Source organism: Nocardioides okcheonensis (assembly GCF_020991065.1).
Lineage (GTDB): Bacteria > Actinomycetota > Actinomycetes > Propionibacteriales > Nocardioidaceae > Nocardioides > Nocardioides okcheonensis.
Map to the genome: position 1 here is coordinate 830852 of NZ_CP087710.1, position 14966 is coordinate 845817.

17 protein-coding genes are annotated in these 14966 nt (G+C 72.5%); 6 read left to right on the plus strand and 11 right to left on the minus strand.

Features of this window, described 5'->3' with window-relative positions; translation table 11 throughout:
* Positions 1 to 14: 14 nt before the first annotated feature.
* Both cphA and LN652_RS03760 read left to right on the plus strand, forming a co-directional pair.
* Complete coding sequence (gene cphA / locus LN652_RS03755; RefSeq protein ID WP_230443358.1) at positions 15 to 2786, plus strand: cyanophycin synthetase; 2772 nt, start codon at positions 15 to 17, stop codon at positions 2784 to 2786.
* Positions 2787 to 3152 (plus strand): cupin domain-containing protein, encoded by a 366-nt coding sequence (locus LN652_RS03760; protein ID WP_230443359.1) that lies wholly within the window; start codon positions 2787 to 2789, stop codon positions 3150 to 3152.
* Between the two features lie 34 nt (positions 3153 to 3186).
* On the opposite strand, the gene LN652_RS03765 is transcribed toward LN652_RS03760, so the two are convergent.
* The 5 genes from LN652_RS03765 to LN652_RS03785 all read right to left on the minus strand — a co-directional run bounded on the left by LN652_RS03765 (position 3187) and on the right by LN652_RS03785 (position 7380).
* Positions 3187 to 3834 carry a class I SAM-dependent methyltransferase gene (locus tag LN652_RS03765; RefSeq protein ID WP_230443360.1) on the minus strand — a complete coding sequence of 216 codons (648 nt, stop codon included), beginning with the start codon at positions 3832 to 3834 and terminating at the stop codon, positions 3187 to 3189.
* Positions 3831 to 5531 (minus strand): Mur ligase family protein, encoded by a 1701-nt coding sequence (locus LN652_RS03770; protein WP_230443361.1) that lies wholly within the window; start codon positions 5529 to 5531, stop codon positions 3831 to 3833. The genes LN652_RS03765 and LN652_RS03770 overlap by 4 nt, the downstream gene beginning before the upstream one ends.
* A gap of 31 nt (positions 5532 to 5562) precedes the next feature.
* Positions 5563 to 6333: an enoyl-ACP reductase FabI gene (fabI, locus tag LN652_RS03775; protein ID WP_230443362.1), complete on the minus strand. Its 771-nt coding sequence runs from the start codon at positions 6331 to 6333 to the stop codon at positions 5563 to 5565.
* A 44-nt stretch (positions 6334 to 6377) separates the two neighbouring features.
* The gene (fabG, locus tag LN652_RS03780; RefSeq protein ID WP_230444676.1) at positions 6378 to 7097 is read right to left on the minus strand and encodes a 3-oxoacyl-[acyl-carrier-protein] reductase; all 720 of its coding nucleotides are present in this window, start codon (positions 7095 to 7097) and stop codon (positions 6378 to 6380) included.
* Positions 7098 to 7167: 70 nt separating this feature from the next.
* Positions 7168 to 7380 (minus strand): dodecin, encoded by a 213-nt coding sequence (locus LN652_RS03785; protein ID WP_230443363.1) that lies wholly within the window; start codon positions 7378 to 7380, stop codon positions 7168 to 7170.
* Positions 7381 to 7450: 70 nt separating this feature from the next.
* Here LN652_RS03785 and LN652_RS03790 point away from each other — a divergent pair, with 70 nt between their 5' ends.
* Together LN652_RS03790 and LN652_RS03795 are read left to right on the plus strand one after the other, a co-directional pair.
* Positions 7451 to 7741, plus strand: coding sequence for a DUF3099 domain-containing protein (locus tag LN652_RS03790; protein ID WP_230443364.1), 291 nt, complete (start codon positions 7451 to 7453; stop codon positions 7739 to 7741).
* Positions 7742 to 7926: 185 nt separating this feature from the next.
* Positions 7927 to 8127 carry an acetone carboxylase gene (locus tag LN652_RS03795; RefSeq protein WP_230443365.1) on the plus strand — a complete coding sequence of 67 codons (201 nt, stop codon included), beginning with the start codon at positions 7927 to 7929 and terminating at the stop codon, positions 8125 to 8127.
* Positions 8128 to 8132: 5 nt separating this feature from the next.
* Here LN652_RS03795 and LN652_RS03800 read toward each other — a convergent pair whose 3' ends face one another.
* Both LN652_RS03800 and moaA read right to left on the minus strand, forming a co-directional pair.
* Positions 8133 to 8549, minus strand: a complete 417-nt coding sequence (locus LN652_RS03800; protein WP_230443366.1) for a hypothetical protein — start codon at positions 8547 to 8549, stop codon at positions 8133 to 8135.
* A complete protein-coding gene (gene moaA, locus LN652_RS03805; protein WP_230443367.1) occupies positions 8546 to 9535 on the minus strand; it encodes a GTP 3',8-cyclase MoaA in 990 nt (329 codons plus the stop codon). The genes LN652_RS03800 and moaA overlap by 4 nt, the downstream gene beginning before the upstream one ends.
* Before the next feature lie 59 nt (positions 9536 to 9594).
* Between moaA and LN652_RS03810 the strand changes: the two genes are divergently transcribed.
* A complete protein-coding gene (locus tag LN652_RS03810; RefSeq protein WP_230443368.1) occupies positions 9595 to 10533 on the plus strand; it encodes an SURF1 family cytochrome oxidase biogenesis protein in 939 nt (312 codons plus the stop codon).
* Here LN652_RS03810 and LN652_RS03815 read toward each other — a convergent pair.
* The 3 genes from LN652_RS03815 to LN652_RS03825 all read right to left on the minus strand — a co-directional run bounded on the left by LN652_RS03815 (position 10477) and on the right by LN652_RS03825 (position 12130).
* Positions 10477 to 11247 carry an SDR family oxidoreductase gene (locus LN652_RS03815; RefSeq protein WP_230443369.1) on the minus strand — a complete coding sequence of 257 codons (771 nt, stop codon included), beginning with the start codon at positions 11245 to 11247 and terminating at the stop codon, positions 10477 to 10479. The two genes, LN652_RS03810 and LN652_RS03815, sit on opposite strands and share 57 nt — an antisense overlap.
* Positions 11248 to 11401: 154 nt before the next feature.
* Entirely contained in the window at positions 11402 to 11710 is a 309-nt protein-coding gene (locus tag LN652_RS03820) for a hypothetical protein (RefSeq protein WP_230443370.1), read from the minus strand.
* Between the two features lie 66 nt (positions 11711 to 11776).
* Positions 11777 to 12130: a hypothetical protein gene (locus LN652_RS03825; protein ID WP_230443371.1), complete on the minus strand. Its 354-nt coding sequence runs from the start codon at positions 12128 to 12130 to the stop codon at positions 11777 to 11779.
* An 88-nt stretch (positions 12131 to 12218) separates the two neighbouring features.
* Between LN652_RS03825 and LN652_RS03830 the strand changes: the two genes are divergently transcribed.
* Complete coding sequence (locus tag LN652_RS03830) at positions 12219 to 12722, plus strand: GNAT family N-acetyltransferase (protein WP_230443372.1); 504 nt, start codon at positions 12219 to 12221, stop codon at positions 12720 to 12722.
* A 292-nt stretch (positions 12723 to 13014) separates the two neighbouring features.
* Here LN652_RS03830 and LN652_RS03835 read toward each other — a convergent pair whose 3' ends face one another.
* Positions 13015 to 14898, minus strand: coding sequence for an ABC transporter ATP-binding protein (locus tag LN652_RS03835; RefSeq protein WP_407941545.1), 1884 nt, complete (start codon positions 14896 to 14898; stop codon positions 13015 to 13017).
* Between the last annotated feature and the right edge of the window lie 68 nt (positions 14899 to 14966).

The window sequence follows — 14966 nt, forward strand, 5'->3', positions numbered from 1 at the left end:
AAGCGAGTACGTGCATGAGTGAGCGACCCACGCCTGACCTCGAGATCGTGGAGACCCGGGTCTACCGCGGCGCCAACGTCTGGTCCTACGACAAGTCGATCCACCTCGTCGTCGACCTCGGCTCGCTCGAGCAGTTCCCCACCAACACGCTGCCCGGCTTCTCCGACGACCTGGTGTCGATGCTGCCCGGCCTGCGTGAGCACTCCTGCTCGCGCGGACGCCGCGGGGGCTTCCTGGAGCGGCTCAACGAGGGCACCTGGCTCGGCCACGTCGCCGAGCACGTCGCACTGGCCCTGCAGCAGCTCGTCGGCCACGACATCCGTCGCGGCAAGACCCGGCAGGTCAAGGGCCAGACCGGGCGCTACAACATCATCTACGGCTACATCGACGAGAACGTCGGCCTCAGCGCCGGCCGGCTCGCCGTGCGGCTGGTCAACCACCTCGTCGAGGGCGACCCCGACTTCGACTGGGAGGCCGAGCGCGACGACTTCATCCGGCGCGCCGAGCGCACCGCCTTCGGGCCCTCCACCCAGGCCATCGTCGACGAGGCGGTGTCGCGCGACATCCCGTGGATCCGGCTCAACCAGTACTCGCTGGTCCAGCTCGGGCAGGGCGTCCACGCCAAGCGGATCCGCGCCACGATGACCTCCGAGACGTCCTCGATCGCCGTCGACATCGCCTCCGACAAGGACCTGACCACCAAGCTCCTCGGCGCGGCCGGCCTCCCGGTGCCCAAGCAGGAGTCGGTCCGCACCGAGGACCAGGCGGTCGCCGCGGCCCGCCGGATCGGCTACCCGGTCGTGCTCAAGCCCCTCGACGGCAACCACGGCCGCGGCGTGTGCCTCGACCTGCAGGACGAGGCCGACGTACGCGCCGCGTTCCCGGTCGCGCACGGCCAGTCGCGCCGCGGCAACGTGATCGTGGAGTCGTTCGTCACCGGCAAGGACTACCGCTGCCTGATCATCGACGGCCGGATGGTCGCGATCGCCGAGCGGGTGCCCGCGTCGGTCACCGGCGACGGCACCTCGACCGTCGAGGAGCTGGTCGAGCTGACCAACGCCGACCCGCGCCGCGGCGTGGGCCACGAGAAGGTGCTCACCCGGATCAAGGTCGACGACGCCGCCGTCGAGGTGCTCGCCGACCAGGGCCACAGCCTCACGTCGGTGCCGGCCGAGGGCGAGATGGTCAAGCTGGCGCTGACCGGCAACATGTCGACCGGCGGCATCTCCATCGACCGCACCTTCGAGGCGCACCCGGAGAACGTCGAGATCGCCGAGGAGGCCGCCCGGATGGTCGGCCTCGACATCGCCGGCATCGACTTCATCTGCCCCGACATCACCCAGCCGGTCCGCGAGGCCGGCGGCGCGATCTGCGAGGTCAACGCTGCCCCCGGGTTCCGGATGCACACCCACCCGACCATCGGTGAGCCGCAGTTCATCGCCAAGCCGGTCGTCGACATGCTCTTCCCGCCGGGCGCGACGTCGCGGATCCCGATCGTGGCCGTCACCGGCACCAACGGCAAGACGACCACCAGCCGGATGATCAGCCACATCTTCAAGGGCATGGGCCGCAAGGTCGGCATGACCTCCACCGACGGCGTCGTCATCGACGAGCGCCTGGTGATCCGGGCCGACGCGTCCGGGCCGCGGTCGGCCCGGATGGTCCTGCAGAACCCGCGCGTCGACTTCGCGGTCTTCGAGGTCGCCCGGGGCGGCATCCTGCGCGAGGGCCTCGGCTACGAGCGCAACGACGTCGCGGTCGTCCTCAACGTCCAGCCCGACCACCTCGGCATGCGCGGCATCGACACCGTCGAGCAGCTCGCGGACGTCAAGGCCGTCATCGTGGAGGCCGTGCCGCGCGACGGTCACGCGGTGCTCAACGCCGACGACCCGCTGGTGCGGGAGATGCGCCGCCGCTGCTCGGGGCAGGTCGTGTGGTTCTCGATGGAGGAGCCGGGCAGCGAGGCCCGGGAGATGATCGACGCGCACTGCCGCCGAGGCGGCAAGGCGATCGTGCTCAACCCCAGCGAGCGCGGCGAGATGATGGTCGTCCAGCACGGACGCCGGGAGATGCAGCTGGCGTGGACCCACCTGCTGCCCGCCACGTTCAACGGCCGCGCCCGGATGAACGTCCAGAACGCGCTGGCCGCCGCGGCCGCGGCGTTCGCGGCCGGTGCCCCGCTCCACGACATCCGGCAGGGCCTGCGCACGTTCTCGACGAACTACTACCTCTCCCCCGGCCGCCTCAACGAGGTCGAGGTCAACGGCGTCAACGTGATCGTCGACTACTGCCACAACGCGCCGGGCATGAAGATGCTCGGCGACTTCGTCGACCGCGTCGGCGACTCGCTGGCGTCGTCGCACGACCTGGCCCGGCCGTCGCGGATCGGCATCATCGCCACCGCCGGCGACCGGCGCGACCAGGACATGCTCGACCTCGGCCGCGTGGCGGCCCAGCACTTCGACGTCTGCATCGTGCGCGAGGACGTCGCGCTGCGCGGCCGCGAGCGCGGGGCCACGGCCCAGCTGGTGCTCGACGGCGTCCGGGAGGCGATGGCCGAGGGGGCCCGCTGCAAGCAGGCCGAGCTCGTGCTCGAGGAGATCGAGGCGGTCCGCCACGCGATGAGCCGGGCCAACCGCGGCGACCTCGTCGTCGTCTGCGTCGACAAGCACGCCGAGGTGATGGCCGAGCTCGAGAACTGGTCCGACGTGGCCCAGGCCGGCTCCGGCGCCAACCCGGACGCCCCGCTGGCCGACCCCGACTACACCCCGCTCCCGGAGGCCTGAGTGCGGGTCCTCGACCTCGCCGACCTGCCGCACCGGCCGGTCGAGGCGCACGGCAGCCGGGGGTTCGCCGTCGGCGCGTTCGGCCTCGGGGCCGACACCCACCTGGTCGCGGTGTCGCTCACGCCCGGCGGCACGATCGGCCGCCACCCGGCGCTCGGGCGGCAGCTGCTCGTGGTGCTGACCGGTGAGGCCGAGGTGGCGGGCGCCGAGGGCGTCGTGCGCCGGCTGTCGGCGGGGCAGGCCGCCGTCTGGGAGCCGGGCGAGCAGCACGAGACCCGGTCGCCGGGCGGGATGACCGCCGTCATCGTCGAGGGAGACCTCGACATCGGCGCCCCCGGCGAGCAGGTCGACCCCGGCGACACCTGAGGTCGTCCGCTGGGCGGGCGGACCGACGCCCGGCTCAGGGGGCCGGTGCCGCCGGGCGGTGCCACAGGACGTACTCGTAGACGGCGTCGCCCTCGCCCTCGCCGCTCCGCACGAAGGCGGGCGCCTCGAGCGAGGCGGTGCGCAGGAGCCCGCACGAGCGGGCCACGTCCTCGACGTGGGTCCGCGGACGACGGTGTACGTGCTGCGCCCCACCGACCACGCTCACCGGGCGCGACTGGACCGACCCGTCGTCGAGCAGCGGCTCGTGGCTCACCACGAGGTGCCCGCCCGGAGCGACGCGCGCGGCGGCCAGGCCCAGCACCCGGTCGAGGTCGGGCACCAGCTCGAGGAACCCGACGGCGGCGACGAGGTCCCACGACCCGTCGGTGTCGCGCAGGAAGCTCTCGGCGTCGGCGACGAAGGTCCGCGCACCCGGCACCTTCTCCGGTGCCAGCGCCAGCATCGCGGCCGAGGGGTCGACGAGGGTGAGCGCCGCGTCGGGGTAGAGCGCGCGGAGCATCGCGGCGGTCTGGCCTGTGCCCGCGCCGAGGTCGAGGACCCGTGCGGGGCGCAGCGCCTGCGGTCGCAGCACCTCCGCGACGTGCCGGTTGGCCTGCCAGGTGCCCGCGGTGCCCGCGTCGTAGGTCGCGGCGAGCGCGTCGTAGACGACGGTCCAGCTCACCCGCTTGCTGCCCTCACCTTGTCGGCCAGCGTCTCCGGGCTGTCGGCCGTCCCGCCCTGGGCCGCGATCCAGTCGTACGCCTCCTGGCGCTCGGCGTGGCACATCAGCCCGACGACGTCGCCGGGCTCGGCGCGCGCCACCAGCGCCGCCAGGCACTCGACCTCGGTCTCGTAGGTGTCGATGTCGGTGACGCCGACCCGGGCCGCGCCGGCGCGCAGCAGCGCGTCGATCTCGTCCATGGTGCGGCCGCGGAGGTAGTGGGCCTTGTGCCCGATCGCGACCACGTCGCTCCCCTTGGCGCCGATCTCGCCGAGCGCGTCGATCAGCTCGTCGGTGCGGTCCCCGACCGCGCCGAGGCCGAGCAGCAGCCGCGCGCCGGGACGGCGTACGCCTCCCATGATCTCGAGCAGCGCCTCGAGCCCGGCCTCGTTGTGGGCGAGGTCCATCACGACGGACACGCTGTCGCCGTCGGGGGCGGGCAGGGAGAAGAAGTTCATCCGGCCCGGGTTGTGCTCGGCGTCGGGGCGGAACGACCTCAGGCCCTCGACGACGTGCTCCCGCTCCAGGCCGAGCGCCAGCGCCGCGGAGGCGGCCGCGAGGGCGTTCTCGATGTTGAACCGGGACAGCCCCGCCAGCGTCATCGGGACGTCGACGAGCTCGACGAGCGGGTCGGGGTCGGCGCCGGGGACCAGGACGGTGAGCCACCCGTCGATCACGGTCGTGGCGCGGCCGCCGTGCCCGAGCGCCTCGCGGACCGCCGGCGAGTCGGGGTCACGGCTGAAGATCCACGGCTGGGCGGACACCACCTGGCGCATCGCCAGCACCCGCGGGTCGTCGCCGTTGAGCACCGCCCAGCCGTCGCGGCGGGTGATCCGCGGGACCACGGACTTCACCTCGGCGAGCTGATCGACGGTGTCGATGCCCTGCAGGCCGAGGTGGTCGGCGGTGACGTTGGTGACGACCGAGACGTCGTTGCGGGTGATCCCGATGCCCTTGAGCAGGATGCCGCCGCGGGCGGTCTCGGTCACCGCGAGCTGGACGCCCGGCAGGCCCAGCGCGCGCCCGGCGCCGGACGGACCGGAGTAGTCACCGCCCTCCACGAGCACGCCGTCGCGGTAGATGCCGTCGGTGTTGGACCAGCCGACGACCAGGCCGCTGGTGCGGGCGATGTGGGCGACCATCCGGCTGGTGGTGGTCTTGCCGTTGGTGCCGGTGACCGCCACGACCGGGATGCGAGGCGTGATCGTGGTCGGCCGCTCCCCCGGCTCGGCCGCGGCGACCTCGGCGGCGGCCGCGCTGACGGCGGCGTCGAGGTCCGGCGCCGGCAGCGCGTCGAGCGCGCGCGCCACCGCCTCGCCGAGCGCCCGCGCGCGTCCCCGGCTCCGCCACGGGAACGCGACCACGAGGACCTGCGGGTCGGACGTCGGCCGCACCCGGACGGCCAGGCGCTGGGTGCCGGCCTCGCCGGCGATCGCGCGCACGAGCCGCTCGACCGCGCGCAGCGCGAACCGCTGCCGGAAGCCCGATCCCGGGGCTCCCGGACGTGTGGTGCGCAGGCCGATGCGCCGCGCGAACCGCAGCGCCGCCTCGTCGCTCGCCTCGCTGATCACGGACACGTCGAGCGTCAGCTTGACCGCGGCGCGGGGGAAGTAGAGGTTCGGGCCTTCGAGGATCCGCAGCTCGACGAGTGAGGTCACCGCCGAAAACTACCGAACCCCGGGGGCGTCGCTACAGCCCCATGGCGTGGAAGCCGCCGTCGACGTGCACGATCTCGCCGGTGGTGGCCGGGAAGAAGTCGCTCAGCAGCGCGCACACGGCCTGGGCGGTCGGGGTGTGGTCGGCCTCGTCCCAGCCCAGCGGGGCCCGGTCCTTCCAGGCCGACTCGAGGTCCTCGAAGCCCGGGATCGCCTTGGCGGCGAGGGTCTTGAGCGGACCGGCCGACACCAGGTTGCACCGGATGCCCTCGGGACCGAGGTCGCGGGCGACGTAGCGCGAGGTGTTCTCGAGAGCGGCCTTCGCCACGCCCATCCAGTCGTAGGCGGGCCACGCGGTCGTCGCGTCGAAGGTGAGCCCGACGATCGAGCCGCCACGCTGCATCAGCGGACGGGTGGCGACCGCCAGCGACTTCAGCGAGTACGCCGAGACCTGCACGGCCTGCGCGACGTCCTCCCACGGGCCGCTCATGAACTTGCCGCCGAGCAGCGTCTCGGGGTTGCCGTAGGCGATGGAGTGCACGACGCCGTCGAGGCCGTCGACGTGCTCACGGACCTGGTCGGCGAGGCCGTCGAGGTGGGCCTGGTCGGTGACGTCGAGCTCGAGGACCGGCGCCTCCTGCGGGAGCCGCTTGGCGATCCGCTTGGTGATGCCGAGCGCACGGCCGAAGTTGGAGATCAGCACGGTCGCGCCCTGCTCCTGCGCGACCCGCGCCGTGGCGAAGCCGATCGAGCTGTCCATCGTCACGCCGGCGACCAGGATGCGCTTGCCGTCGAGGATTCCCATGTGCGTGTGTCCTTCTCTGTGGGCGGTCGGGTGGTCTGCGGTGGTCAGTGGCCCATGCCGAGGCCGCCGTCGACGGGGATGACCGCCCCGGTGACGTAGGCGGCGCCGTCGGAGGCCAGCCAGGTGACGGCGGAGGCGACCTCGGCCGGCGAGGCGTACCGACCGAGCGGCACCTGGGCCTTGATCGCGGCCTTCTGGTCGTCGGTGAGCACCTCGGTCATGTCGGTCTCCACGAAGCCCGGGGCGACCACGTTGGTCGTGATCGACCGGCTGCCGAGCTCGCGCGCCAGCGAGCGGGCGAGCCCGACGAGGCCGGCCTTGGAGGCGGCGTAGTTGACCTGGCCGGCCGAGCCGAGCAGCCCGACGACGGAGGAGATCAGGATGATCCGGCCCCGACGCTGGCGCAGCATGCCCTTCGAGGCCCGCTTGGCCAGCCGGAACGTGCCGGTGAGGTTGGTGTCGATGACCGAGGACCAGTCGTCCTCGCTCATCCGCAGCAGCAGGGTGTCCTTGGTGATGCCGGCGTTGGCGACCAGCACCTCCACCGGCCCGTGCGCCTCCTCGACCTGGGCGAACGCGGCCTCGACCGCCTCGGGGTCGGTGATGTCGCAGCGCACGTCGAGCGCACCCTCGGGCGCCCCGCCGTTGCGGGTCGTGACGGCGACCTTGTCGCCCTGGGCGAGGAACGCCTCGGCGATCGCGCGGCCGATGCCGCGGTTGCCTCCGGTCACGAGGACGGAGCGTGGGGTGCTGGCGGCAGGCATCTCGGTCACGGCCCCGACGCTAGTGATTACCGGGGGGTAGACCGAAACAGGGTCCGTCGGGCGGTCCCGCTCACTCGTCCTCGAGGCGGAAGCCGACCTTCATGCCGACCTGGAAGTGCTCGACCGCGCCGTCCTTGGCCTGGCCGCGGACCTGGGTGACCTCGAACCAGTCGATGTGGCGCAGGGTCTGGCCCGCGCGCTCGATCCCGTTGCGGATGGCCTGGTCGATCCCGTCCGGCGAGGTGCCGACGATCTCGGTGACGCGGTAGGTGCGGTTGGACATGGTTCCTCCTGGGTCCCGCGGACCCGGTCGGCCCGTGGGAAACGGAGCCTAGCGACGTAGACTCGGGAGCATGGCCAAGCCCGACGCGGTACGCATCACGACGGCCCGCAGCAGCGCTGCCGCCGACATGAAGTCACGGCAACGCCGCTACGCCATCTCGATGTCGATCCGCACCGTGTGCTTCGTGGCCGCGGTGTTCGTCGGCGACGGCCTGCTGCGCTGGGTGCTGGTGGGCGCCGCGGTCTTCCTTCCGTTCCTCGCCGTGGTGATCGGGAACGCATCGGACACCCGCAACGACGGATTCGCACTGCCGGACGCCCCGTACGCCCATGAACTGAAGGCGAACGAGACGAAAGACTGAAGAAATTTTGATGCTGCGGATTCATCCAAAAGTTTGGTTTTCCCGCAGCCACATGCCATGATTCTGCACAGCGAACGCAGCATCCCCCGTCTGCGCTCGCGGTTGAAGTGCCGGACAGCTTCCCCCCGTGGCTGTCCGGCACTTCTCATTTCCCCGACCTGACGTCCCCCTCGGAGAGGCCGCCCGTGGAGCTCGACCGCGACACCTGCTCGGCCAAGGGCTGCCAGGCCGACGCCGTCTGGGCGCTGCTGTGGAACAACCCGAAGATCCACACCCCCGAGCGGCGCAAGGCCTGGCTCGCGTGCGACGAGCACCGCGCGTCGCTGTCGGACTTCCTCGGCGCGCGCGGGTTCCTGCGCGACGTCGAGCCGCACGTGCCGGCCTGAGCGCCTCAGCTCCTCGCCAGGGCGCGGTCGCGCGAGCGCACGCCGGCCACCCCGGCCGCACCTGCCCCGACCAGGAACAGCGGGAAGTGGAGCAGGACGTCCTCGACGAGGACGATCGCGACGAGCAGCCCGATGCAGGACGCCGCGAACACCAGCAGGCCGGGCCAGAGGAGCCGTCCCGACCGGTGCACGCGGGGACGCAGGACGCCCCGTGCGTCCTGACGCCCCAGCGGTACGCCGAGCGCAGCGCCGACGGCGCCGACGCCCAGCAGCAGCCAGGGATGGCGCTCGATGCCGTCGACGGCGTACGGCAACGCGAGGTGCAGCAGCACGCCGGTCGCGAGGAACAACCCGAACCGCCACGCGGGGATCGGCCCGAACCAGGAGCCGAGGGGTGTGAGATCGGCCCCGTCGTCGCTCATCCCCCGATGGCGGACATCGGGCGGTCGGGCTGGAGGAACGTCTCGTCGTCGATGCCGTGACCGGCGCGCTTGCCGCGCATCGCGATCACCCAGCGCTCGGCGATCTCCTGGTCGTCCGCGCCGGAGCGCAGCGCGGTGCGGAGGTCGGACTCCTCGCGGGCGAACAGGCAGTTGCGGACCTGGCCGTCGGCGGTGAGCCGGACCCGGTCGCAGTCGCCGCAGAACGGGCGCGTGACCGACGCGATGATGCCGACGGTCGCCGGTCCGCCGTCGACGTCGAACAGCTCGGCCGGGGCGCTGCCCCGCGGCTCGCCGTGCGGGGTCAGGTCGAACTCGGCGGTCAGCGCCTCGAAGATCTCGTCGGCGGTCACCATCGCCGCGCGGCTCCAGTCGTGCTGGGCGTCGAGCGGCATCTGCTCGATGAAGCGCAGCTCGTAGCCGTGGTCGATGCTCCAGCGGAGCAGCTCGGCGGCCTGGTCGTCGTTGGTGCCGCGCAGCAGCACCGCGTTGAGCTTCACCGGTCCGAGCCCGGCCGCCTTGGCCGCCTCGAGGCCCGCGACGACATCGGCGAGCCGGTCGCGCCGGGTGATCGCCGCGAAGGTCTCGGGACGCACCGAGTCGATGCTCGCGTTGATCCGGTCGAGCCCCGCGTCGGCGAGCGCCTGCGCGGTGCGTGAGAGCCCGAGCGCGTTGGTGGTCAGCGACGTCTCGACGCCGAGGGCGTGCGTACGCGCCACGATGTCGACCAGGCCGCGCCGCAGCAGCGGCTCGCCGCCGGTGAACCGCACCTCGGTGATGCCGAGGCGCTCGACGCCGATCGTCACGAGGCGGACGACCTCGTCGTCGGTCAACGTCTGCTCGGTCGGCAGCCAGTCGAGGCCCTCCGCCGGCATGCAGTAGTTGCAGCGCAGGTTGCACCGGTCGGTCAGCGAGACCCGCAGGTCGGTGGCCACGCGGCCGAAGCGGTCTGCGAGAGGTGTCGTCACCCCATGAGTCTACCGAGGCCGCCCCGAGCCGCTCTGGATCCGCCGGATAACCTCGACCCGTGCACCAGCTGCGGTTCCTCGTGTCGCGGCGCTGGATCGTCTTCGCGCTCGTCGTCGTCTTCCTCGCCTGGGTCGCGTGGCGGCTCGGCGAGTGGCAGTTCCACCGCCTCGACGACCGCCAGGAGCGCAACTCGATCATCGAGCGCAACGAGGAGGCCGGCGCCTCCCCCGTCGAGGACGTCCTGTCCCCCGGCACCGACCCCGGGCGTGCCGACGAGTGGCGCATCGTCGAGGCCACCGGCACCTACGCCGTCGACGACACCGTCATCGTGCGCTACCGCACCCGCGAGGGTGAGGCCGGCGTCGACGTGGTGGTGCCGCTCGAGCTCGCCGACGGCACCAGCCTGCTCGTCGACCGCGGCTGGTACGCCACCGACAACCGCGGCGCCACGTCCGAGGACGTGCCGGAGCCGCCGCCCGGCGAGGTCACCGTGACCGGGTGGGTGCGCCTCGACGCCGAGGGCGACAGCACCGAGGTGTCGGACCGCTCGACCCGGGCCGTGGACAGCGGCCGGATCGGAGCGGCGCTCGACCGCGAGGTGCTCGGCGGCTGGGTCGACCTCAGGTCCGAGTCGCCCGAGCCCGCCACCGCGCTCGCGCCGGTCGAGCTCCCCGAGCTCGACAACGGCCCGCACTTCTTCTACGGGCTGCAGTGGTGGTTCTTCGGGGCGATGGCGATATTCGGCTTCTTCTACCTCATCTACGACGAGATGAGGGGCGGACGTCCCGGTTCACCCGCCCGGACGCCCGCGGAGCCGCGCGCCGCACGGTCGGCCGGACCGGCCAGGCCCGCCAAGGAGCCGGCGAAGAAGCGCCGCACCTGGCGCGAGATGATCGAGCCGGACGACGAGCCGGACGACCCCCGCGACACACCGCAGGCGTCACAGCGACCGGAGCAGGCCTCCGTCGACCGGGAGCATCACGCCCGTCAGGAATGACGCGGCCGGCGAGAGCAGGAACGCCGCCGCCCGCCCGAACTCCGCGGGCTCGCCGTAGCGCCCGAGCGGGATCAGCGCCTCCGCGGCCCGCCGGGCCGCGTCCGGGTCGCCCGTGGTCGCGTCGAGCTCGGCCACCCGCTCCGTCGCGATCCGGCCGGGCAGCAGCCCGTTGACGCGGACGCCGCGGGGTCCGAGCTCGTCGGCGAGGGTCTTGGCGACCATTGCCAGTCCCGGGCGCAGGCCGTTGGAGATCGCCATCTCCGGGAGGGGCGAACGGACGCTCGAGGAGAGCACGAGCCCGAGCGCCCCGCCCGCGGGCAGCGCCGCACCGACCTCGCGCGCCAGCCGTACGGCGCCCAGGAACACCGACTCGAAGGCGGCGGTCCACTGGGCGTCGGTGATCGTCGCGACCGGCCCCTTGGGCGGGCCCCCGACGCTGACCAGCGCGCCGTCGAGCCGGCCGAACGCCTCCTCGGCGGTCGCGAGCAGGCGGGCCGGCGTCCCGGGGTCGGCGTTGTCGGCCACGACACCCACGGCCGCGCGGCGACCGGCCCGGTCGTCCATCGTGGCGACCGCTGCGTCCAGGGTCTCCTGCGAGCGTCCGGAGAGGACGACCCGCGCCCCCTCGGCGACCAGAACGTCGGCGGTGGCGCGCCCCAGGCCGCGGGCGCCGCCCGTGACGACGAAGACCTTGTCGGAGAGCTGGAGGTCCATGCCCCGACCCTAGTGGCGTTCCCTCACCGGGTGCGCGACGCCGTGACGAGCGGGTCGCGGAGGTGCGGGCGCCCGGCGCACCGGCACCGCGCCTGACGCCCGCCGTGTCGGCACGGACGCTGATCGGTGTGAGCGGGTTGCTCCGCCCGTACGCTCAGCCCCGCTCCCAGCAGGTGTCCCGAGGGGTGAGCACGTACTCCGCGTAGACGAGGAAACGACAGTCACGCGGCTGGTCGAGGACGAGCTGCCGAACGTGCTGTGCACCCGAGTCCATGTGCCACCCGCCGACCCCGCACATGGCGTCCCACTCACCCGGGGTCATGTCCACCTCGACCACCTGGGAGTGACCGTCCTCTCTGTCGAGGACCACCGTGAGACCGCGAGGATCCCGGGCGGTCACGTCGCCGACGGTGGCGAGCACCTCGACGAGGTGGTCCCACCAGGTGTCGATGCCTCGCTCCATCAGGGCAGGATGGCACGACCCGCGATCGACCGCCGCCCCTCGGCCTCGGCGACGTCGACCCGCGGCCTAGCGGTGGTAGCGGAACTCGTACCGGTCACCGAGCTCGGAACGGAGCCGCGCCAACAGGATCTCGGCTTCTGCATCGCGCCGGGCGTGGTCGCCTCGCCCGTCCCAGCTCCTTCCCCAGTCCTCGAGGTCCGACGCGAGCCCCTGGCTGAGGCCGAGCAGTCTGATTCCCTCGCCGGCGTCAGCGAGCAGGAGCTCCTCCGTCCACAGCGGCATGTCGGCTCCGTGGTCACCCATCAGCCTGATCGACGCTCCGACCGGCGGCGCCTCCCAGTCGTCGGCCTTCTTCTCGTGCGCACCCACCTCGTAGGTGAAGCGATCCTCAGGCAGCGCGGGTTCGTCGTGCTGGGTCACAGGCAGAAGTCTGCCTCGCTGCATCCGGCCGGCAGAACAGGTGCCCGCGTCACGGCACGACCCTGCGTCCGGTGCGAGACTGGCGTCTGTGGACCTGCACCTGCGGCTGGCGTCCCGGGCGGATGCCGAGGAGGTCGCCCGTGTGTACGTCGCGTCTTGGAACGAGGGCTTCGGACACCTGATGGTGCCGCGAGTGCTCGACGCCGAGCAGGTCGGTCGTTGGTCCAGGGACCTCGACGCCGGACCAACGCGGTGGTGGCTGGCTCAGAGCGGCGAGTCGGTCGTTGGCTTCGCGGGAACGGGAGCGAGTCGCGACCCGATCGATCCCGCGCTCGGAGAGCTCGACACCATCGCAGTGGCGCCGTCGGCCTGGCGTCGTGGCGTGGGTCGTCGACTCATGGATCGTGCCCTGGATGATCTGCGCGAGTCGGGCTACCAGGAGGGCATCCTGTGGACGCTGGCGCACTACGAGCGGGGCAGGACCTTCTACGAGGCCACTGGCTGGCGGGCTTCCGGAGAGGTTCGTGACGCTGGGCGGCAGATCGGTTTCCGACGTTCCCTCATCCCCGTCTCCGGTGGCCGCGTCGACTGACCGCGGGGGCAGATCCGCGCGCAGCGCGGCCGTTGCGCGGACGGCGAGGTCGCGTGCTGCCCGAACGGGCACACGTGTCCGACTTCTCGCCCTCCGTCCGCCGGCTCGAGGTCAACATCTCGGACACGTGTACGACTCTGCCGACGCCGATGCGCTCCACCGGAGAGCGTCACGGCGCATCGCGTCCGCACATCGCCGGATCAGGTGGAGCGGCGACCGCGAGCGACGTCATGGCCCGGAGCGGGCCCGGCGACCGCTCGCCCTGACGTGCCGTGCAGGGACGTCGCAGGAGTCAGCCGGGGACGGACTCCGTCACGGTGTCGCGGAACTGGGTGGCGTGGAGGGTGGCGTAGAGCCCGCCGGCGGCCAGCAGCTCGGCGTGGGTGCCCTGCTGCACGACCCGCCCGTCGTCGAGGACGAGGATCAGGTCGGCGTTGCGGACCGTCGACAGGCGGTGGGCGATGACGAGGGACGTACGCCCCTCGAGCGCGGCGTCGAGCGCCTGCTGGACCGCGGCCTCGGACTCGCTGTCGAGGTGGGCGGTCGCCTCGTCGAGCACGACGATCGAGGGTGCCTTGAGCAGCAGGCGGGCGATCGCGAGGCGCTGGCGCTCGCCACCGCTGAGCCGGTAGCCGCGGTCGCCGACGACCGTGTCGAGCCCGTCGGGCAGCGAGCGCACCAGCGTGGCGACCTGTGCGGCCTCGAGCGCGGCCCAGATGTCGGCCTCGAGGGCGCCGGGGCGGGCGTAGAGCAGGTTGGCGCGGATGGTGTCGTGGAACATGTGCGCGTCCTGGGTGACGTAGCCGACGACGTCCTCCAGCGACTGCAGGGTCACGTCGCGCACGTCGTGGCCGCCGACCCGCACCGTGCCCGACTCGACGTCGTAGAGCCGCGCCACGAGGTGGGTGACGGTGGTCTTGCCGGCGCCGGACGGCCCGACGAGCGCGACCATCGCTCCCGGCTCGGCGGTGAAGGACACGTCGTGGAGCACCTGCCCGGAGTCGCGCGACTCGGTGCGGGCGACGGTCTCGAGCGAGGCCAGCGAGATCTGGTCGGCCCGGGGGTAGGTGAAGGCGACGTGGTCGAACTCCAGCCGCGACGCCGTGGGGGGCAGGACCACCGCGTCGGGCTTCTCCTGGATGAGCGAGGGGAGGTCGAGCACCTCGAAGACACGGTCGAAGCTGACGAGCGCGGTCATCACGTCGATGCGGACGTTGGACAGGCCCTGCAGCGGGCCGAGCAGCCGGGTGAGGAGCACGCCGAGGGCGACGATGGTGCCCACCGAGAGGTCGTCCCGGATGGCCAGCCAGCCGCCGATGCCGTAGACCAGCGCGGTCGCGAGCGACGGCACGAGGGTCATCGCGGCGAAGAAGATCCGGGTCAGCAGCGAGATGCGGACGCCGAGGTCGCGGACCACCGCGGCCTTGCGGGCGTAGGCGACGTCCTCCTCCTCGCGGCGGCCGAACAGCTTGAGCAGCATCGCGCCGCCCACGTTGAAGCGCTCGGTCATCGCGTTGCCGAGGTCGGCGTTGCCGTCCATCTGCTGGCGCGACAGGTCGGCGAGGCGGGTGCCGACCAGCCGCGAGGCGATCAGCAGGATCGGGAAGAGCGCGACGCACAGCAGCGTCACCGGCCAGCTCAGGAACAGCATGGTCACGCCGACGACGACGGCCGAGATGATGTTGGAGACGGTGCCCTGCAGGGTCGAGGTGAACGCGCGCTGGGCGCCGATCACGTCGTTGTTGAGCCGGCTGACGAGCGCGCCGGTCTGGGTGCGGGTGAAGAACGCCAGCGACTGGCGCTGGACGTGGGCGAAGACCTGGGTGCGGAGGTCGTAGATCAGGCCCTCGCCGATCCGGCTCGACAGCCAGCCGGTGACGAGCCCGAAGGCCGAGTCGGCCACCGCGACCACCGCGACGAGGGCGGCGAGCCCCACGACCAGCGAGGTGTCACCGGTGCGCACCCCGTCGTCGATGATCATCTTGAGCAGCAGCGGCGGGGCCACCACCAGCGCGGCGTCGACCACGGTCACGGCCAGGAACGCTGCGATCAGGCGTCGGTGGGGTCGCGCGAAGCCGAGCACCCGGCGCACCGTGCTGCGCTCGATCTTGTTGTCCACCACGCTGCGGTCGCTGCGGAGGTGGCGCCACGGCGGTCCCCCGCCTCCAGGCCCCATCGACATGCGTGTTCCCTCTCCTCGTGTCCATAGAGCGAACCACCCGGCACCGACAGTTGTTCCTTCGC